Source organism: Clostridium sp. AM46-21 (genome assembly GCF_003480025.1).
Classification (GTDB): Bacteria; Bacillota; Clostridia; order Lachnospirales; family Lachnospiraceae; genus Coprococcus; species Coprococcus ammoniilyticus.
The window spans coordinates 47,508-68,628 of sequence record NZ_QUIB01000015.1 but is presented as its reverse complement, the minus strand read 5'-3'; the positions used below and the strand labels follow the sequence as shown (position 1 = coordinate 68,628).

At 36.4% G+C, this 21,121-nt stretch carries 15 protein-coding genes, 2 pseudogenes and 1 CRISPR repeat array; of the genes and pseudogenes, 3 read left to right on the top strand and 14 right to left on the bottom strand.

The features are described 5' to 3' along the window. Nucleotides 1–154 precede the first annotated feature (154 nt). A pseudogene (locus tag DW959_RS11020) lies at nt 155–733 on the bottom strand (thiamine pyrophosphate-dependent enzyme); the annotation flags it as partial. On the opposite strand from DW959_RS11020, the gene DW959_RS11015 reads away from it, so the two are divergent. From DW959_RS11015 to DW959_RS11005, 3 genes are all read left to right on the top strand, one after another. Continuing rightward, on the top strand, nt 629–1,339 hold the full coding sequence (locus DW959_RS11015) for a LysR family transcriptional regulator substrate-binding protein (protein ID WP_118616177.1): 711 nt from the start codon (nt 629–631) through the stop codon (nt 1,337–1,339). The pseudogene DW959_RS11020 and the gene DW959_RS11015 overlap by 105 nt on opposite strands. Nucleotides 1,340–2,150: 811 nt before the next feature. Next, on the top strand, nt 2,151–3,242 hold the full coding sequence (locus DW959_RS11010) for a fibronectin type III domain-containing protein (RefSeq protein WP_118616175.1): 1,092 nt from the start codon (nt 2,151–2,153) through the stop codon (nt 3,240–3,242). A 196-nt stretch (nt 3,243–3,438) separates the two neighbouring features. After that, nucleotides 3,439–4,389, top strand: coding sequence for a PIN domain-containing protein (locus DW959_RS11005; RefSeq protein WP_118616173.1), 951 nt, complete (start codon nt 3,439–3,441; stop codon nt 4,387–4,389). 109 nt (nt 4,390–4,498) lie between these two features. Here the strand turns inward: DW959_RS11005 and DW959_RS11000 are convergent, their stop codons facing one another. The 13 genes and pseudogenes from DW959_RS11000 to DW959_RS10940 form a co-directional block, all read right to left on the bottom strand. Further along, nucleotides 4,499–5,272, bottom strand: a complete 774-nt coding sequence (locus tag DW959_RS11000; protein ID WP_117808675.1) for a hypothetical protein — start codon at nt 5,270–5,272, stop codon at nt 4,499–4,501. A gap of 37 nt (nt 5,273–5,309) precedes the next feature. Next, nucleotides 5,310–8,835: a CRISPR direct-repeat array (repeat unit 30 nt; unit sequence ATTCACATTCCACCATGTATCTATTAAAAC). 169 nt (nt 8,836–9,004) lie between these two features. Further along, nucleotides 9,005–9,283, bottom strand: coding sequence for a CRISPR-associated endonuclease Cas2 (gene cas2, locus DW959_RS10995; RefSeq protein ID WP_008401184.1), 279 nt, complete (start codon nt 9,281–9,283; stop codon nt 9,005–9,007). Between the two features lie 3 nt (nt 9,284–9,286). Next, nucleotides 9,287–10,279 (bottom strand): type I-B CRISPR-associated endonuclease Cas1b, encoded by a 993-nt coding sequence (gene cas1b, locus DW959_RS10990; RefSeq protein WP_118616171.1) that lies wholly within the window; start codon nt 10,277–10,279, stop codon nt 9,287–9,289. 12 nt (nt 10,280–10,291) lie between these two features. Then, nucleotides 10,292–10,786 (bottom strand): CRISPR-associated protein Cas4, encoded by a 495-nt coding sequence (gene cas4 / locus DW959_RS10985; protein ID WP_243023386.1) that lies wholly within the window; start codon nt 10,784–10,786, stop codon nt 10,292–10,294. Between the two features lie 9 nt (nt 10,787–10,795). Then, entirely contained in the window at nt 10,796–13,165 is a 2,370-nt protein-coding gene (gene cas3, locus DW959_RS10980) for a CRISPR-associated helicase Cas3' (RefSeq protein ID WP_118616167.1), read from the bottom strand. Between the two features lie 29 nt (nt 13,166–13,194). After that, on the bottom strand, nt 13,195–13,902 hold the full coding sequence (gene cas5b / locus DW959_RS10975; protein ID WP_243023385.1) for a type I-B CRISPR-associated protein Cas5b: 708 nt from the start codon (nt 13,900–13,902) through the stop codon (nt 13,195–13,197). Beyond that, nucleotides 13,886–14,764: a type I-B CRISPR-associated protein Cas7/Cst2/DevR gene (gene cas7i, locus DW959_RS10970; protein ID WP_118616163.1), complete on the bottom strand. Its 879-nt coding sequence runs from the start codon at nt 14,762–14,764 to the stop codon at nt 13,886–13,888. Before cas7i ends, cas5b begins: the two co-directional genes overlap by 17 nt. After that, nucleotides 14,757–16,439 (bottom strand): type I-B CRISPR-associated protein Cas8b1/Cst1, encoded by a 1,683-nt coding sequence (gene cas8a1 / locus DW959_RS10965; protein WP_243023384.1) that lies wholly within the window; start codon nt 16,437–16,439, stop codon nt 14,757–14,759. Before cas8a1 ends, cas7i begins: the two co-directional genes overlap by 8 nt. 20 nt (nt 16,440–16,459) lie before the next feature. Further along, nucleotides 16,460–17,182, bottom strand: a complete 723-nt coding sequence (gene cas6 / locus DW959_RS10960) for a CRISPR-associated endoribonuclease Cas6 (protein ID WP_243023383.1) — start codon at nt 17,180–17,182, stop codon at nt 16,460–16,462. 621 nt (nt 17,183–17,803) lie between these two features. Continuing rightward, nucleotides 17,804–18,196, bottom strand: a complete 393-nt coding sequence (locus DW959_RS10955; protein ID WP_117822907.1) for a pyridoxamine 5'-phosphate oxidase family protein — start codon at nt 18,194–18,196, stop codon at nt 17,804–17,806. Nucleotides 18,197–18,231: 35 nt separating this feature from the next. Then, nucleotides 18,232–18,852 (bottom strand): flavin reductase, encoded by a 621-nt coding sequence (locus DW959_RS10950; RefSeq protein WP_117822909.1) that lies wholly within the window; start codon nt 18,850–18,852, stop codon nt 18,232–18,234. 236 nt (nt 18,853–19,088) lie between these two features. Then, a pseudogene (locus DW959_RS10945) lies at nt 19,089–19,322 on the bottom strand (manganese catalase family protein); the annotation flags it as partial. Between the two features lie 20 nt (nt 19,323–19,342). Further along, nucleotides 19,343–20,896, bottom strand: coding sequence for a recombinase family protein (locus DW959_RS10940; RefSeq protein WP_118616157.1), 1,554 nt, complete (start codon nt 20,894–20,896; stop codon nt 19,343–19,345). Nucleotides 20,897–21,121 lie beyond the last annotated feature (225 nt).

Sequence of the window (21,121 nt, the reverse complement as noted above, 5' to 3'; positions counted from 1 at the left end):
TCTGCTGTGCATCCAGTCTGTGCACCCTCTTGTTTTATACTGTATTCCGTACCTTTTATACTGGTTCTATTTTATCATAGATGGTAAGAGGATACTATGAGAATTTTTATTTCTAAATAGCTGCATGATGTGCTTCGCGCATTTCATACATTTATCATTCCAATTCTGCGATCATCTGTTTTAAGTGTTCCGTCAGTTTTGTATTCTCTGCATAGTCAACCGGGCAGTCAATGATACAGACTTTACCAGATGCAAATGCCTGTTCCAAAACATCCTTCAAATCTTCTGTTTTATCTACACGAAGTCCAACTGCATGCATACTCTCTGCCATTTTTACAAAATCCGGATTTGTAAAATCTACAAAACAGTGATCGCCAAACCGGTCATCCTGTTTCCATTTGATCAAACCATAGCTATCATCCCGCATGACTAGAACGACGATCGGAACATTCATCCGAACAGCTGTTTCAATCTCCTGACAATTCATCATGAAACCACCATCACCTGTAACAGCAAGTACCTTTCTTTCCGGATATAACATCTTCGCTGCGATTGAACCGGGAACCGCTATACCCATCGTTGCAAAACCATTTGAGATCAGACAGGTATTTGGCTCATAGCAGTTATAATGTCTGGATATCCACATCTTATGGGCTCCAACATCAGATACCAGAATATCCTCCTTACCCATAACGGATCGGATATCGCAGAGGATTTTCTGCGGTTTAACCGGGGTGCGCTTCTGCTTCCAACGATCTTAACGAAGTTCCAGACCGACTACCCGGATATCAACATCCAGGTTATCGAAGATAATTCGATCGAGCTGCAGAACATGTTGGTAAAGGGGGATATCGACCTGATGTTAGAACAGCTTCCGTTTGCTGATGATATTGCATACTATACCTTAGGGGAAGATCATCTGTACCTGCTGGTTACGGATGAATATCTAAAAAATTGTTTCGAACCGGACTTCAGTCACGTCAAGAGCATCCTGATCAGCACCGGAAGGATCCAGGTTCTGGAACCTTGCAATTTTCTTCTCAATAAAACCGGCAATACGATCCGGAGTGCCATGAACAGCATCTTCCAGTCTGAAAAAATGGCTGTCAAGGTTGGTGTGGAATCCAATAATCTGGAAACCTTATATAATCTGTGTATCAACCACTATGGATGCACGGTTTATCCCGGCAATTTTCTGTCTGACCGGAAGCTGACTGACAACCTCAATGTGATCCAGCTTAACTATCCAAGCGCCAGCTATGCACTTGGCATCGGCTATATGAACGGGCATTATCTGTCGAATGCCGCAAAGGAGCTTATCCGGCTGATGGAGGGGTGATGTGATAGCGTAACCTTGCTTATGGGGTTTGTATCGACCAAGGCATAGCATATATGACTCGCTCCGTTTTCTATAGAATGCATATGTCTAATTCGTAAATACTCCTGTGCCAACTCGCCTTTGGCTCAAACAGGCACTCGTATTTACCAGCAGCGTGCATCTCATAACGAAATCCTCATTTTACGTCTTATTATAGTGGGAAGAGGGTGACAGGCTGATATGCAACGGAATATTTATTAATACTTTCGGCTTACTTCTTTGGATTATCTATCGCAGGTCGTCAATGGAATTTATAAGGGAGATTTTGATAGAATGTATAATCTGCCAGATATAGCCGCAAGTCGCCTATTTTCTTGGTTTTTTCGTCATTTTGACTGTGCTTTCGTAGTAGCGTTATAAGCCGGCCTATGGTACAATTGATATAAGCATATCAAGAAAATGGTATGTTGGAATTTAGGGTTATGGAGCCGGATATACAGGTATAGAATTAACGTTTATTTTTTATATTCTGTTTGTGTCTATGGCAATATACCTTGTAATATGGCATACACGAGGCTTTCGTTATGAGATGCACGCTGGCAAATTAGAGTTAGCTACACGAACCTCAGACTTCGCGCTAACGCTCGTCTTCACTAAGTGCTCCGCTCAGCCGAAGGTGAGTTGGCACAGGAGTATTTACGAAAAAGACATATGCATCGAATAGAAAACGAAGTGTGTCATTTATAAGGTATGTTGACAAAGGCACAAGCAGAATATAAAAATACATCAAATATAAACTGTATATATCGGACGAAGAAAGGAGTTGAAGGTTATGAACAAAAAGATTATCAGTCTCATACTCATGTTTATTATGATCGGAGAGCTCATGTTTACGAGCATGCCAGTCGTAAAAGCCAGTGACTATCTTGACGTAACAGCTACCGCTACCTCGATCACCTCGGTGAAATTGTCATGGGGAGCACAAAAAGGAGTTACGCAATATAAGATCTACCGGGCGGTTGCGGATGAGGATTGGAACGCAGGCAAATACAAACTGATCGCAACCATTTCGGGTAAGAAGAAAAGCTATACCGACAAAAAAGCGAAACCGGAAAAACGTTATACTTATATGATACGTGGTTATAAAAACAAAAAGAAAGTTATCGAAACCGGTATCCCAGCCTCTGCCTATACAGGCCCTGTGTGTTCATTTGACGAGTACCAGTTTGCAGAAGCCCCAAGAAGTACAAAGTCGATCACGCTGAAATTATACAGTTCAGGCGGCGTACTTCCAACCGGATATGAAATCTACCGGAAAGAAATGGGTATCGTGGGCTACAAGAAGATTGCAACAGTCAAGAAAAGTGTAGAAAGTCTGAACTACAAAGACAAGACGGTAAAAGCCGGCAAGACATACCGCTATAAGGTCAGAACTTATATTAAGGTCGGCAAAAAGAAATATTACAGTGCATTTACGGACTACGAACAGATATCTGCAACAAACCGAAGCGGTAAATATACGTTCAAATTTGACAACAGTGTAAAATGCGCTGATAACGAAACAGTATATAAGATTACCAGCAAAGCCTATAATGACACATTAAAATTATATGACAATGCTGTACTGACGATTGATCCGGGCAACGGCTCAACCATTGAAACAGGTGTTGATATCATTTCCTATCGCAAAGGTGATGGCACCTGGAAGAAATACAAAAGCAACCAGAGTCTGACCCTTAAGGCAAATGAAACACTCTGGCTCAAGGTTCGTGCTACACAAGATGTAAAGATTAAGAATCTCAAAAATGTACAGTCCTATGAACTGAATATGGATGTTACTTATGGTAAAATTAGCAGTTTTCTCTGGGCTTACCCTTATGCCGGTACAGCTAAGACTGTTATGAATTCAGAAGCGATTCATTAAATAACCGCATAATATAAAGTACCTCTGCTCCATGGTGGTTATATGATACAAGACAGAATTTCTGAAATGTATTGCATATGAAACTACTATGGGGTGGAGGTGTTGTTTTTTTGCCGACATTTATGTCGACATTTTCTTGTTCAGTTAGATATAATTATATGCTATACTTATTTTGTTCTGGTTAAATGAGGTGATCATGAGAAATATATTTTTTGTAGATAGTGAGAACGTCGGCGATTCCTGGATACAACTATTTGATTATCTGAATGACGATGACTGTATCCTTGTATTCTACACCGACAAGTCTCCTAACATGTCCTATGCAAATGTTGTCGCATTGAAACAGTCCCCTTTTGAACCTGAGTTCATCCTCTGTGAAAACGGGACTGATAATGCCTTAGATTTTCAACTTGTAACCTACCTTGGTTCGTATACCGTTAAAAATCCGGACGACAACCTCATCATTGTTTCAAAAGATAAAGGTTTTGACAGCGTGGTACATTTCTGGACGGAACGCGGATACCATGTATGCCGCAAGGCTCCCTCCATTTTCCACACACTGGCAAATGAACTATCTATACAAAAGCCAATGCTTCCTGCAATTCCAGCTTTTACTGCAGTACCGGAAAGTATTGATGATTCAGTAATAAAGGCAGAAAATCCAAAGCCGGACGTGATCGTAGAAGCCACTCCCGCTGCGAACCCTGTCAAAATTGCTGTTCCTGTTAAGATTGATAAACAAGCTGCTATTCCAGAAGCTGTATCTACGCCGCTGTATGATAAGGAACAGGTCGATACATTACTTTCCTGTGTCGGGAAAAGTAATCTATCCGCCATCCACAACATACTTATATCAATCTACGGTCAGGAAAAAGGAAGTTATATCTATGGTATAGTAAAGAGTTCATCCTACGAGATACCAAAGGTCAACTGGCAAAAGAAAACAAAATACCGTAAATTCTTATCGATTGTTTACTCTAATGCCGGTATTGCTCTCATTGATGATTTCTATAAAAAACTATACCCGCATAAAGCAAACCTTCGGGAAATTCACAACCTCTTCGTAACCAAGTATGGTCAGGAAAAGGGTACCGAATACTATCGCTACTATAAATCGCATGCAGAATTTCTGCAGAAGACATTCTAGCATGTAATAAAAAGAACCAGAACAAAGTTCTCCCCCGCCACAGGAACCGAATCGCATATAGGGGATGTGGTAAGTAAGGCTGTGGTGGGGGGAGTATGTACATGTGCTACTACTTTTTGATCTCAGTGTTACATCTGTATTTGTATCTATATGGTCTTATTAAATTCTCATATAATTTATAACTGCATATATCTATATAGCTTACTTCTTGTTCTTTTATGGTTGTATAGCAAATCAGTCTGGGATTCTCCTTTATATAGCACTGCTTCTCAAAATCCCATTCACATATAAACACCTTTTCAAATGGTGATTTCTCTATAACCCTAAGAAAATAATCCGTAACACCGTTTCTTTCTTTTGTTTTTAACAGATGTTCCATACAATCAAATTCATCATCTAAAACAAATATAAACAAGTCCGTATCCCCTTTAGGATGTAATTTTTCCTTTTTCTTTATTCCCGCAATAATATTATCTATATCAGCTTCTATCACTGGTATATCCGATTTAAATTCTGAGGGTTGCCCATCTTTGTAATTAAAACTTTTCGCAAGAAGTCGTTTATCTTTATCGAATTGACATTTTCCTTCTTCTGTAAATGAACCATCGATATTTCTTTCATAATCCAATGCAATAAAACGCATTTGCGCTTCACTTATTTCCTGTAATTTCTCCGTTTTCTCTCTAATAGATAATCTATCAAATTGTGTTGGAGATTTTGCTATTTTATTATTATGTTGCGTATGTGTTACTTCTAAATAATTCCCTCCTTGAAATTTTAGATCAGGCATACTCTTACTTGAATTATCATCATAATATTGATTGTCAAATATATAGCCTTTTAATTGTAAAATCTCCTTCGCTTCCTGTTCTCCTTGTTTCATTTTATTTTCCCCCTTTTATTTTAATTATATTTTCTTTGTTATCATTCCACTATGTATCTATTAAAACGTAACTCAAGCTCAATACTATGTAAAATGTCCATAATCCACATTCCACCATGTGTCTATTAAAACCCGGCATATCCGATACAGCCGACCAATCCTTGCGCCAATTCACATTCCACTACGTATCTATTAAAACAAAGATCCCGGCTCCGGTCTATTTCGTCCTCTATAAATTCACATTCCACTACGTATCTATTAAAACTGGCATAAGACCTGCAATAGTTATACAAAATGCAGTATTCACATTCCACTATGTATCTATTAAAACAACAATAACCGCCTTATCCGTCGTCATGCTCCAAAATTCACATTCCACCATGTATCTATTAAAACCTATAGACCAGGATAGTATCTGACAGCTTTTCTTCATTCACATTCCACCATGTATCTATTAAAACTGTATGAAATGTACAGGCGGCACCGGTCAGAGTTTAATTCACATTCCACCATGTATCTATTAAAACTGCTTTGCCCTCTTCAAAAACTTTTGCCCGAACTTTATTCACATTCCACCATGTATCTATTAAAACTAGCGCCAAGTGCTGTTATGAAAACACCGGTTTCATCATTCACATTCCACCATGTATCTATTAAAACTGATTGCGGAAAAGCCTACAGAGGGCATTCTGACATAATTCACATTCCACCATGTATCTATTAAAACGTGCGCCTTGCATCCGATAGCTATAGACTGCACAAATTCACATTCCACCATGTATCTATTAAAACGACAACGGCAGACGAATCAATATAGCAGATGAAAAGCATTCACATTCCACCATGTATCTATTAAAACCGGACGAACAGGTTGTGCTATCCGGTTATGTCGGAATTCACATTCCACCATGTATCTATTAAAACACTACCGTTTCCGAGCGGTTTTTTTAACGAACTCACATTCACATTCCACCATGTATCTATTAAAACTCATTATCACCATACTGGTCCAGATCTGAACCCTTATTCACATTCCACCATGTATCTATTAAAACTGGAGCTGATCTTATAATCATAAAAAGGCAGCTCGTATTCACATTCCACCATGTATCTATTAAAACGGATTCACCGGATTTGATACGTTTAGCAATCAATTTAATTCACATTCCACCATGTATCTATTAAAACCGCTATATATGCAGCCTTTTTCCCCGATAAATCCCATTCACATTCCACCATGTATCTATTAAAACACTTCAGATATATCTCAAGCTGCTCATGCATGCCCATTCACATTCCACCATGTATCTATTAAAACGTTTATGTTCATTTTATATAAACCCCCTGTTCTAATATTCACATTCCACCATGTATCTATTAAAACCACTTCTCCGTCTGCTAAAACAGATTCTACCGAATAATTCACATTCCACCATGTATCTATTAAAACTCCAGTGCTTCAAAAGAAAGAAAAGCTTCTTTTACTATTCACATTCCACCATGTATCTATTAAAACGCAGATAAACGGTGAGGTTAAATCTATCAATATGAATTCACATTCCACCATGTATCTATTAAAACCGGCAGGCATTGCATCTGATACACTCACCTCAACACATTCACATTCCACCATGTATCTATTAAAACAAGTTTCACTGTGAAACTTTAAGGAGGTAGAAAAAATTCACATTCCACCATGTATCTATTAAAACCTAAAAACCATCCTTTGAATCCGAGATAATCTCCAATTCACATTCCACCATATATCTATTAAAACGCAACGCGTCCGGAAATACACCCGCTACTATAAATCTATTCACATTCCACCATGTATCTATTAAAACGTCAGAATCGAACACAAAAGAACCAAATTTTTTTAATTCACATTCCACCATGTATCTATTAAAACGATATTTTGTTGACTGAATATAATAAAAATTGTTCATTCACATTCCACCATGTATCTATTAAAACTAGAGCAACCCAAACAGGATGTAACTATCTTTGTAAATTCACATTCCACCATGTATCTATTAAAACACAATACGCTTAAATACTGCACTAATATATAATTCATTCACATTCCACCATGTATCTATTAAAACGCACGTTATGAATTGTTTAAATTAATAGAAGCTATATTCACATTCCACCATGTATCTATTAAAACTAAAGCGGTATTGCCCGACACATACGGTGAGGACGTATTCACATTCCACCATGTATCTATTAAAACCAGTTGACAGCCTATCTCTTTTAATTGTCTTTATTATTCACATTCCACCATGTATCTATTAAAACTTTGATAATCGTTTTATACCATACGTCAAGATTAGATTCACATTCCACCATGTATCTATTAAAACACTTAACGTACCACGATAACGCACCGCATGCAACGAATTCACATTCCACCATGTATCTATTAAAACTGGCATCGCAAACTAGCTTCTTTACAAATTCAATCCTATTCACATTCCACCATGTATCTATTAAAACAAAGAGGCATATAACGCGGGACAAGGGGTTATATTGATTCACATTCCACCATGTATCTATTAAAACCTGTGTTTCTTTGTCAATAGTTCCTTCTGCCTTTCTATTCACATTCCACCATGTATCTATTAAAACTACATCAACACCATTAACTTCAAAAATGCCATTTTTATTCACATTCCACCATGTATCTATTAAAACGCAACGCTGACAAACTCGTTTGTAGAAGTTGATTGATTCACATTCCACCATGTATCTATTAAAACTTGTCACACACTGATGTTGTGGACAGTCTGGAAAGTATTCACATTCCACCATGTATCTATTAAAACAATCGCGGTCGGGTCAGCAGAAATCCCTGTTGTTTGATTCACATTCCACCATGTATCTATTAAAACTAATATCAACACTCAAACACTTATTTCCAGAATTTGATTCACATTCCACCATGTATCTATTAAAACTGATTTTACATATTTAAACGATTTTCTGATTCAATAATTCACATTCCACCATGTATCTATTAAAACCGCATCGCAGGATTTCGCGGATGCAAAGCAAAAGTTATTCACATTCCACCATGTATCTATTAAAACGAGTGCACTGTCAACCGTCATCTTAACATACTGAATTCACATTCCACCATGTATCTATTAAAACCGCAGTGCGTTACTAATTTAATCGGCGGTAATTTGAATTCACATTCCACCATGTATCTATTAAAACAAGTTTCACTGTGAACCTTAAGGATGTGTTAGTTCAATTACTGTAGATAAATTCACATTCCACCATGTATCTATTAAAACGCAAAAATCTCCATAAAAGCAAGGTTCGCGTTTTTATTCACATTCCACCATGTATCTATTAAAACCCTTGCACAATCTCAATAGATATAAAAGAGGACTTGATTCACATTCCACCATGTATCTATTAAAACTCATCAATGCTATATCTGTAATGCAGGCAAGCCTATTCACATTCCACCATGTATCTATTAAAACTTCTTAGCAGAGGATGAATACTTCTTATCGTTTAACATTCACATTCCACCATGTATCTATTAAAACCAACACTATAAAAAAGCAATATTTTACAATGCTTTCATATCCTCTTTCTGTCGACCTTGCTTCAATACTGGGAATACACTTTCTATTTTTTAATTGTATATTCCATTTTTCTATATTTCATCACATTGTCGACTGACGGCAGTTTTTGCAATATTTATGGTCGACAATTTCAAATAAAGAAACTGGCTTTGTCATCTTCCTTACCCCAAAATTCTTTATTCAACCATTTTTCCTGCCTGCTTTTAAATATAATAACGGAATCCAATTCATGATCAATATATTCATCCAGCTCCTGTTTCAGCTTCACAAGTTGTACTTTTGTGATATCTCCCTCAAAAACAGAATTTTGTATATGGGACAAATACCTTTTACAAATCTTAAAAATATGATTCCATCGTTTTTGTCCATTGTTTTCTTTATTTATGTCATATACCAATACTACATACATATTTCACCACCATATTCTGAATCCTTCATATTCTTTTTCCCCAATCAGATGCTTGATCAGCTTGTATAACTCTAAACGCATCAGATACTGATATGTAACGGGGCGACCTAAATCTTTATGCATAATTGTCTGCTGTAATTTTTTCTCTAACTCCTGTGCAATCAATCTGGATGCATCCCTATTCAAATGCAAATAATTCAGCTCCTTCGTAAAACTTTTTTCGGTTATCTGATTACGGTTTAATAATGAAAAAAGAAGTCGATCTCCTATCAACGGTTTGAAAATTTCTGCCACATCCAGACATAGAGAAAATCTTCTAACACCAGGTTCATGGAGATAACTTATCGTAGGATTCAATTGTGTATGATATACCTCACTAAGAACCTTTGAATAAATCAACGAATTAACAAAAGAAATCAACGAATTAATCATGTTATCAGGCGGATGCATAACTCTTTTATCAAACTCTATTTCCTGATCAATGATAACATTCCATGTAGCATAATAATGCCTTCTTATATTTCCCTCTATTCCCATTAGCTCTTGAATCGTTGATGTTTTTGGTAATTCTTTTCTCAACGAATCAATTTCTGACATATAGGAAGATACATCCTTGCCTCGTCCGTTATAATACCGAAGATTTCGGTAAATATTATCGGCAGCCGCTTCTATAAATTTTTTTGCAATGGTCAATCTCTTTCCATAATCTGTATAATGTTCAACCTGTTTTACCAATAATTGACCTGCCAGCAGCTTTTCTTTTGGATAAAAGCTACCTGTATAAAAATTATAATAATTGAAGAAATGTATCGGGATTCCATATTGAGAAATGTAACTCAAAAATGTTGTATTAAATGACATTTCTGACATGACATAAATATCATCAATTCGTTCAATCGGAATATCTCTTTTTTCTCCACCTGAAGATATAAATTGGAGTGTATTATCTTTTCTTTTTAAATCTCCACTATTGTAAATATAAAAACTTTGTCCCATTATCCCTCCATGTTAGATAAAACACAAATCATGATATGCGCACTTTCCACATATTTTTTGTTTTTCAAATGCTGGTGGTTGTTCCTGCATTTTTAACTTTTCTATATCTGCAATTATCTTCTGCAACTGTACTTCATCATCCTCTGACAGTTCTACAACAATATTTTTTTTGATCATAGGATAATCAATCTTTGCCGTTAAGCCCTTAACTCCACGTTGTTTCAAATAATATAGATAATATTTAACCTGCCAGATTCCTGCTTCTTCTATTGCCTTGCTCTTTTTTATCTCATGTAATTCCTGATGCTCTTTTATAAAATCAATATTTATTACATTATCGATATTAATGTGTTTATCATCACGCCGGTAACTGTTCTCATCAAGTAATTTACCCAACATAACATTTTCATTATCGGATTCCATATTTATTTCATTCATGAAATACCATAATTTTCTTTTACACACAAAGTAATAATAAATCATTACACCAGTAACTCGATTTTCCACAATTTCTCCTTATATAAAATTCCACTCATCATCATACTTCGTTAACGATAAGCCCATGCCCCGTCCTGTCATTTCATCAAAATCATATAATAAACATGTCCTGTGAATATCTAACCTGTCATTTATACAATTCAAATCTACTCCATCTAATTTTCTTCGATCCGAATACAAGTTCAGATTAAGAGTTATATCTGCCAGTTTTGCTTTCAATATTCTTCGTATATTACTCTCAACATATGGTGTATCTAAAACACCCGTTATTGCCTCTATCAGATCCTGATTTTCCTGATATATTCTATCTGGAATTACTGTAATACTTTTTATTCCACGAAAATCCTCATCGATATCTTTCTTAGATGTATAATCTAACGGCTGCAACGATTTAAATTTAGCCAGATTTCTTTTTATCATTTGGAAGTATGCCGTATTTTTTAATGCGTCTACATCATAAACTTCATTCATATACTGAACTTTATCTTTTTCAGCAAAAAGCTCTCCATTATATGCCACTAATAATTGTACAGATCTATCATATATATCACTGTCATATATTCCTTTTCCATTCTTCATACATCCTGAATAATTAACATAAATTAATACATTTGCATCGGTTATATCCTTTTTTCCTGCTCTATTACACCGTCCCATTCTTTGCAATAAACTGTCAGCCGTACACATCTCCGTATAAAGAACATCAAAATCAATATCAAGACTTGCTTCTACAATCTGGGTTGTTACCCATATACCTGTCATCTCATCATTATCGGAAAAATCCATTATCATCTTTTCCAACTGATCTCGATGTTTCCGAATATATCTGGAATGAAGCAGAAATACCTCGTCTGTTCTTTTGGATAATTCTTCATATACTTTCTGTGCCTTTGATACTGTGTTGCATATAACAAGAACTTTTTTCTTATATCCATCTTCCGCAATTCTGTCAAAATCAAATTCTTCATGAAATAATGCGATCCTATGCCTGTCTGTTCCCATCGTGGTGGAAAAATCTCTAAAAATATAATCTCGATCCTTGATCAACCCATATTTTCGCATAAAAAATTCTAAAACCGGTGGAAATGTTGCCGTTATGATTGCAAATTTTCCTTCCATTCGTTTTAGTTCTGACAAGCCATAAATTAATGCTGCTACTATCTTAGGAGAATATGACTGAATCTCGTCTATAATTAATTTTGAATATTTCAGTGTTGCTGCAAAAATCTCAGTTCCCGGGGCTTTATAAACAAATTTAAATAATTGATCTACCGTGCAGACAGTAAGTGGATACGAGAACAATTTTGCCTGCTCATATCTGGTATTCCCATCTGTAAATTGCCCATCTGTTCCATCAAAATAACTGCTTAAGCTATCAGAATGAAGCAATGCTACATCCTTATACATATACCTGTCCTTTATTCTGCTATATATGGCATTAGAAGAAACTTTTAACGGTAATGTATAAAAACCTTTCTCACCATTTGCCCATAATAAAGCTGCCTCTGTTTTTCCCGATCCAGTAGGTGCTATAACTACAACATTATCATCACTATGTTCCTGCATAAAAACCTGCAACTCACGCAATGAATTTGAAAAGTAATCGCGAATCGTGCTGCATAATTTTTTCTCAGCAATGTCACTGTGTAATTCTGCTTCTTCATATCCTGCACTTACCGTCCAGTCAAACTTATTCAACAAGCCCTTTATCAACATATATTCACACCATGTTTGCTCATCTACACTTCTCAATTTCATTGTAGGATTATTCGAATACAACAGTTGATTACGATTTGCGGCAGAAAATTTCACATCTTCCTTTCCCAAATATTCCTGCAAATATTTTTTATACCATTTATCGTAATAGTCATAAAAATTTCTATCAGAAAAACTATCCTTCCGATCATGATGATAATAGACTGCTGTCAACAACATAGAAAAGTCATCGTCTGTACATCCAGGTATTTCCTGCTTAATCTGTTTCTCTGATAAACTAAGTGCACTAAGGAAACCATGTGGTATCTGACTTTCTGCCATCCTTGCAAGTCCGGGATTGACAATTGTTTGGAAAATATAATTAGCTTTTCCAAGGTCATGCACTCGGCATGCCTCTAAAACCAGATTCTTTTCCTTTTCTGTAAAATACATATCAAAAATCTCAAAGAATTTTCCTGCACAGTTAACAATATCCTTCTCATGTTCTCTTAAAGTTTTTTGCTCCTGAACAGTTTGCTGTTTCAAAGAATCCAAGTAAGAAATGATCATCTTCGACTCGTTTTCATTCAATTTATCCATCTGGTTGTCCAAAAGATAAATCAATATGTTTCTGATGTCATTTACATTTTTAACCTCCTTCTTGGTGTCATTTGACTTTGCATAATATTCCATATCGTATTGTCAATCCCTCTCTTATCTTGTTATGCGAACGCAACAACATCCCCATAGGTATCGATATATGCATTCACTACTGAAGTATCCTTCGGCATATAATGCGCTTTTATCTTTCCACCATCCGGTTTCCATCTGCGATATCCCTGCGGTGTTATCTCGTATTCCTTTGTTAACATGTAAGTCGTGCTTGTACGTCGTCCAATATCCAACTCTGATTGAAATGGAATGTAAATATTATTTTGAATTGTTGCTGATTCAACTTTCTGCAATTCAACAATTTCTACATTTTGAATATCCAGCAAATCTTCATATCGACCTAATGATGGATAAATAATCGGACACTTCAGTGACTGATAAATCTTATCAAAATCTTCCTCTTCAGGTATAATATGTAAAACCATCCGATTATCACAGATCAGTTCTACATGCGCAATCCCCTTAAACACACCATAATCTTTGTCTTCACCTTTGATACAGAGCTGATGTCTTCCCTCTTCATACTTTGTATCGAATTTGAATGAATATCTTGTGTATAATTCTGATACAGAACCTGCGTTTTCTCCCTGGATACTTACCTGCATCTTGTGATAACTGTCAAATCCACTGATTGCGTGAATCATACCAATAACAGTTGAATATGGAGGCAACGGATAAGATTCTTTTATAATGAAACTACTTGGTTTTCTGTAGTTCGCAAGGTTTTGAAAACAATCAATTCTAATTGCTCGCTCCATAATATTCATCAACTTCCTTTTTCAACTGTTTAAATACATCTGCAACTGTCTTTGTGTTCAATGTATCTTTTAATTCTGCATCATTCTGGAAAATACCTGTCACAACTCCAACACTGGTATTGTTCTTTATATCCTCATCACTTTCAATAATCTCTCCAAGCATCTTCGTGTTTATCGCACCATTTTCCAAAGATACTCTATTTTCAAAGAACGGATTTTTTCTTAAATATCGACCACCGATTGCAAATACAGGACTAAGGTTCTCTCTTCTTCCCTTTATATCACGATATAAATACTGGATCGTATCAAGGAATTTCTTTACTCGATCTGCTTTTTCTTCTGCAGATATCTCAAGATCTCCATCCACACCAATACGATCAAGATCTATAGTGATCGTATATGAGTAGAATGACTTCTGTATCTCACTCTGTGCGATCGCATTATCAAGATTCTGGCGTCTTGCCAATCCAATATTGGTTAAAAATTCCAGATCGCTCTGATAAGGCTCTAATGACACCGCATTACTCAGTCGAACAACTGCACTTCTGGTATCAGCTCCGCCTTTTTTATCCTCTCCTTTTGCACTAGTCTTCATATAACCAAAAAAGTCAATTTCCGGGTAATCTTTTATATTAGCAGTCGGTGCAAACTGAACGACTCCACTCTTTCCATCAACAGGTGTTGCATCCCATCCTAACTGCTGAATAATATTGTATCTCAATGCCTGTCTTGATATATAAGAATATTGCTCATATGTTCCTCGTGATAATTTTTTGAGTGTAGTAATATTACCTACGCCCTCTCCATAATTTGCACTTTCTGCAAGAAATACCATTGTAAGTGTTAAACCATTCCTAATCATTAACCTTTTCCTCCTTTTTTTCATAATGACTGCCTTCTAATCCCATAAGGAATGCATATCCATACTCTCTAAACTTCTCCCGATTATCCAAACACTCTATGAATGCATCCGGAACTGTCAGATTTACAGAACAATAGATGCGCATTATAATTTCCATAAAATGAGAAACATCTCCAACTGCAACTGCATTCAGTAATCGATATACCGTACCTCTGATTCTTGAATCATCACTTGTGCCTTTCGCTGCTAACAGTTTATTTCTTAATTCATATCCACACTCTCTAACTTTGTATCGATTCACTATTGCACCTCCTATCTTATTCTTATCTACATTATCTTTCTTCAATAAACTTACACGAATCTGAATGTCATATACCCAATAAGCATCTACCAAATATGTCTTTGCATCCATAGACTGCCTTAACAAGATATTTAATAAAGGATATTGATTTCTATACCGAAGAATATTCAATATGACTGTTTCATGTATATTTATGTATTCGGTCCCCTTTTTTATATATGGGTATTTACTTAATACATCAAGTCCAGCCCTTACTTTCTCATCATTCAATATTGCAAGAATATTTTTATTGATGATATCAAATGTATAACGTTCGCTTTCATCTCTGCCTCTGGTTATGACCTGAATATTACCAAGTTCTTCCGTCTTCATCTTCAATAACAGATTCAATGTTCTGGAAATCCATGAAGTATATCGTTCTTCATCTTCTCTTTCCGCATCCTGCATAACGCCATCCTTACGATTTGCTTCTAATAATTCCTGAATATTCTGATCCGTATTAATAAACAAAAATCGATTCCCCATCAGATAAAAGCCAAGAGGAGATAATGCATATACAAATGCACACACCGGACATAAGAAAGCATCTACCTTACAATTCCAGAAAGCTGATTGTTTTCTTGCCAGATCATCTGCCTGATCCTTCATAAATGCAAGTGATACTTTCGTCTTCGAATCGATCTTTGCACTACAATCAATGCAAATCTCCTTTGCCTTCTTTTGATCAGTTTCTATATAAGTCCGAAACGGATCTGAAAAATCATTTTCAAAAACCTCTCGCATATTTTTTGCCGCATTTGCTCGTAATAGAAAACATTTTCCATCCCAGAAACGATTGATATAATTGTATATGGCACTTTTCATGATCAAGGTTTCTGCACAAACAGGCTGAATAAGGAATTCATGCAAATGAACCAACCGCTCCCGCAATAGTTCCGGCTCCATAGATTCTTTCAATTTTACCGCCTTAAGTAGCTCGTATGCTTCAGTGGTATCAACCTCATCCTTTATACTGGCAATGCCCGATTTGTAACTGTTAGACAAAAGTTTATCATTAATGAATTTGATATCATCTTTCCACTTTTTGCCATCCCACTCTGGCAAACTCAGTGCAGTTAACAAACTTTTAATCTTGTCCAATATTGTTTGATATACACTGTTTTGCCTGTAATATGTTGTTATCCCACGGAAGTATAAATCCGTCCAATTTGTCTTCTGGCAGAAATCTGTATCAATCCATAATTGCTGATTATCTTCCGTATAACCATAATCCATATTCTCAGATGCTTCAGCAATTTCATCCAGTATATAATGCATACCTACGATTCCCGCATTTTTCAGGAAATCACCCATTGGTATATAGATTTTACCCAAACTTATACCCCTCCTTTCTTCTAACCTAATACTTCAAACTTTCCATTTCCCGTCGACCTGCGTACTCCAAGCCCTGCTCTCTGCAGAACATTTAACAAAGCAACAGATCCTTTTAATTTAAAAATACCCAGCGAAGCATCCGTATTTCTTCCAAACACTGGAATTACAACCTTTTTCCCTTTGATCACTTGAATAGAAAAATCATCTGTATCAACCGGAATATTCATTCTTTCAGTAAAGATCTTAACATTCTCTTTCACAACGTCTGAAAACTCATCCTTATCAAACGTATAATAACTGTCTGAATTGGTATCATTATCATGGTATCTTGCCAGTAATGGGCTCTGCATTTTTATGATGATTTCATCATCTGTGATATCATTTATATTCTGAATATACACAGATATTAATTGCATGGAATTCTTGTTCATCGAATAATGCCGAAATTTCATAGTCTGAAAAGCATTAAACAAATATAAAAATTCCTTATCATCAGCATCCGTAAAAAATACCATGAATTCGTCCTTATCAAGAAATATCTTATCGTCTGTAAACTTCGCACCAGGAAGATAATACGAATATGTAAACGTCTTCATGATTGATCTGCTCTTATCATATAAACGCTGATACAATTCCTCGGAAATATTCTTCGTCGCGGTCTTTAAAAAACTTGTAAACAAACGATCCATCTCTTTGGGAAGAAAAGGATATTCCAATTTAAAACGAAGTTTAATCTGATACATTTTTTCACCTCCTTCATAATTTATTTGACTTTGTATTATCAAAATACCACACTTCTCATGCAATGTCAACAACAATAACTTATAAACAGCTTAATAGGTATTAAGTTTAACATGACAACAAAATCCTTGTGTTGTATTTTTTTATCATTCCATATATAATTTTAAATACATTGTGGAATGTAAATATTAATCTGTTATTAAGATATTTAGTAATAGTCCCATATTGGAATGCACCTTATATTCCACAATGTATTTTTATTACAATCAATCATTAATATGAATATACTAATCTATACCATGTACAAAAAATCGTATTTTTATTACAATCAATCATTAATATGAATATACTAATCTATACCATGTACAAAAAATCGTCCATCATATCAATTTCACTTCATAATTATAGGGATTTCTTATTAGAGAAAATAGAAAACTAAAAAGCCTCTATCTCAGACCCGCCCCCTTTTATTATGGAAATATTATACCTTTATTTGTCATAATGTGCAATAATATGCGCATATTTTGTCAAATTTTAGAAAATACACTTTCAAATACCAATAATTCAATTGCAAACGCCCCCGTTTATACAAGCGAGGGTGTTTGTCAAACCATGTAATACATTTAAAACTTCACAACTTCCGGTTCATGTGTAAATGATGAGAATGTTGCTGTGGCATTCTTAAAATAAAATACCTCGGTGTTACCATCATCTGCGGAATACATCTTCTGTAATGAAGGGTATGCATCTAGCATAGACTGTCTTGCTTCTCTGCGGTCATCTTCCACCAGTTCTCCTGCTACACGAAGCCATTCTCCATTCATAAAAGCACAGATCTCAACCTTCGAATTTGCATGGATCTGCTTTGATACATCTTTTACTTTGCCTGTCTGTATGTATAACTTGCCTTCAAAAATATGGGCAGTTCCAAATGGTCTAACTCTTGGCTGGTCACCCTCTACAGTTGCTAAATAATAAGTTTCTGCGTCCTTTAAAAATTTTGCTACTCGTTCCATAGCATTATCCTCCTGTTTATAAGCTTTTTAATAGCTTACGCCTCATACACCGGCTCAAAATCCTCTACCCCATGTCCACATATCGGACAGGTGAAATCTGCCGGCAGCTCGCTTCCTTCATATACATAATTACAGATACGGCAGCGCCAGCCTACGATCTTCTTGTCCTGGGCTTTCGGTTCTGCTTTTGGTTTTACCTTTGTCTGATAATCCGCATAAGTCAGCGGTGCATTTGCATTGATCAGCTTGGCATCTATGACTTCTGCGATAAATAACGTATGTGTGCCAAGGTCGTGCTGTTCTACTACTTTTCCGCTGATCACGGCACAGGCATTCCATCCCATATACGGAATGTCATTGCAGTCCTTTGGCATTTGCAGATCTGCGAATTTATCCACATCTCTGCCGGACTGGAACCCGAAATGTTTTATCGTCGCAAATGAGCAGGTCTGATCCAGAATACTCAAAGCAAATATCCCACTCTCTTTCAACAGATCACATGTATAATTCGTGTTTAATACAGATATCGCAACCCGAACCGGATTACCTGCCACCTGCATACATGTATTTGTGATGCAGCCATTTACCTTCTCCCCTGATCTGGTGGATAACATGAATACACCATAGGATAAATTATAGATTGCTTTTTTGTCCATATGCTTGTACCTCCCTTTTACAAAATACGATTTGTTTTTTCATCCTTGCAAGCAAATAATTTTATACCCATTATACCACAAACCGAATAAATTTATAATTCTTTTCAAGAATTATTCTCAATAATATACATTGTGAAAAAATCAGGCAGCTTGATATCCCCAATTCAGGATTGCTGCCTGATTTTTCTGCTTCTGTCACTACTATATAATAATAAACAACCGGTAGCGACTATCTCTTACTTCCCACATTTCTCCACGCATGGAGCGCTTGTGTCAAATGCTGAGTTAAATGCATAGAAGTTCTTTGTATCCATCTTGTCGCGGACAATGCCAAGGCTTTCACCGAAGCGCTGGAAATGTGCGATCTCACGTTCACGAAGGAATTTGATCGGCTCATATACATCCGGGTAGTCTTTGCAGAGACGCAGGATATTGTCATAAGTCGAGCGGGCTTTCTGCTCTGCTGCAATCTTATAAGAACAACTTTTCATTAAAAGTTCCAGTGAATTTCAATGGGAACGTCCCTTGTTCCCGGAATACGCTTGCCAACAGATATATAATCAATCAACGTTTCCACAATCTCACGGGTAAGGTGTTCCAAGTTGGTGTATTGTTCAATCAATTCGCGGCGATTATCACCTGCCGCAATTTTTTCTTCGATTTCGGCTAACTGCTTCCCGCCGTCAGTAACAACACGTTCCAAACGGTCGCGGTCTGTGGTAAAATCTTTAGACATTTCCATATAATCACTTTCAGAAATTAAGCCCTTGACCTTATCCATGTAAAGCTCCCGAATACCTTTTGAATACTCTGCAATCTTTTTTTCATAGACTGCAATATTGGAGAGTAGACGAGCTTTCTGTGCCTGTAAGTTATCACAAAATTCTATGTTCTGTTCTAACTCGTCTTTGTCAAGATATTCGGCTGACAAACGGTTCAACTCGTCAATTACAAGCTGTTCCAGTTTATCAACAGAAATAAAAGAACCAATACAAGCGTCCTTTGCTACATGGCGGTTAGAGCATTGAAGATAATGTTTATTGTGATTTTTGGAAGAACGCATTGTATAACCGCAGTTAGCACACCGGGCTTTTCTTGCGAATAAACCGATTGTACCAATGTCAAAGGGTTTTGCCCTCTGTTCGATTAACGCCTGTACTCTGTCCCATAACTCACGGTCTATAATAGGCTCATGCGTTCCCTCTACGATATACCACTCACTTTTAGGGCGGGGTTTGTTCTGCTTCGTTTTATAAGAAACACTGCCATATTTACCTTGCACCATATTACCGATATAAATTTCATTTATCAGCATATCGGAAATAGCAAAATATTTCCATAAGGTGCTGTTTTTGGTCTTTGGCTGTTTGTAACGCAACCCATGTAGACGCTTATATTCAGTTGGATTTGGTATGCCCCTGTCATTGAGCATACGGGCGATTGCAGTTTTACCGTAACCTTGTGCGAATAGGGTAAACACTTCACGGACAACGACTGCGGCTTCTTCATCAATTATCAAATGTCCTTTTTGCTCTGGGTCTTTCTTGTAACCATAAAGAGCAAATGCACCGATATGAAAACCATTCACACGCCTGTTTGTTAAGACGCTTCGGATATTTTCAGACATATCCTCTAAGTACCACTCATTGACAAGCCCGTTAATCTGGCGGGACTTTTTGTTTCCCTTGTTTGCGGTGTCTGCATTATCAACGATACTGATAAAGCGAATACCCCAAATAAGGAACAACCCGTGTATGTATTTTTCAACTAATTCCAGTTCACGGGTAAATCGAGATTGTGTTTTGCAGAGAATTATATCAAATTTATGTGCTTCTGCGTCTTTCAACAAACGGTTAAATTCCGGGCGTCGTCTGTCAGACCCGGTATAGTCGTCGTCACTGTATATGTTGTAAAGTTCCCACCCCTGTTCCATAGCGTATTGCAATAGCATAGCTTTCTGGTTCTGTATGCTGTTGCTGTCGTCAGTTTCAAACTGCTTGTTTCTATCTTCTTCGGATAAGCGGCAATAAATAGCTACTTTCATGTTCGTATCTCCTCCAAGAGATAGAACAAGCCATTTCTGTTGTAATCGTACCACAACAAAAATGGCTTGTCATTATCTTTTAGAAAAGTTTACAACTTTGCCTTTCTCAATTTTATTTATCATTTCAATCCACGTCTTTGTGAACTGCATTTTAGAAGTAGTGTTTTCGCCGCTTTTGAAAACACTCTTACAAATAGGTATAGGGTTTTGTACTTTTTCCAATGT

Bases quoted from the DNA above. Each gene is read 5' to 3' on its own strand.
- DW959_RS10950 (WP_117822909.1), bottom strand. From the start codon at position 18,852: ATGGACAAAAAAGCAATCTATAATTTATCCTATGGTGTATTCATGTTA.
- DW959_RS11000 (WP_117808675.1), bottom strand. From the start codon at position 5,272: ATGAAACAAGGAGAACAGGAAGCGAAGGAGATTTTACAATTAAAAGGC.
- DW959_RS10955 (WP_117822907.1), bottom strand. From the start codon at position 18,196: ATGGAACGAGTAGCAAAATTTTTAAAGGACGCAGAAACTTATTATTTA.
- DW959_RS11015 (WP_118616177.1), top strand. From the start codon at position 629: ATGTCTGGATATCCACATCTTATGGGCTCCAACATCAGATACCAGAAT.
- DW959_RS11005 (WP_118616173.1), top strand. From the start codon at position 3,439: ATGAGAAATATATTTTTTGTAGATAGTGAGAACGTCGGCGATTCCTGG.
- cas5b (WP_243023385.1), bottom strand. From the start codon at position 13,902: ATGGAGCGAGCAATTAGAATTGATTGTTTTCAAAACCTTGCGAACTAC.
- DW959_RS11010 (WP_118616175.1), top strand. From the start codon at position 2,151: ATGAACAAAAAGATTATCAGTCTCATACTCATGTTTATTATGATCGGA.
- DW959_RS10940 (WP_118616157.1), bottom strand. From the start codon at position 20,896: ATGAAAGTAGCTATTTATTGCCGCTTATCCGAAGAAGATAGAAACAAG.
- cas7i (WP_118616163.1), bottom strand. From the start codon at position 14,764: ATGATTAGGAATGGTTTAACACTTACAATGGTATTTCTTGCAGAAAGT.
- cas2 (WP_008401184.1), bottom strand. From the start codon at position 9,283: ATGTATGTAGTATTGGTATATGACATAAATAAAGAAAACAATGGACAA.
- cas1b (WP_118616171.1), bottom strand. From the start codon at position 10,279: ATGGGACAAAGTTTTTATATTTACAATAGTGGAGATTTAAAAAGAAAA.
- cas3 (WP_118616167.1), bottom strand. From the start codon at position 13,165: ATGGAATATTATGCAAAGTCAAATGACACCAAGAAGGAGGTTAAAAAT.
- cas6 (WP_243023383.1), bottom strand. From the start codon at position 17,182: ATGTATCAGATTAAACTTCGTTTTAAATTGGAATATCCTTTTCTTCCC.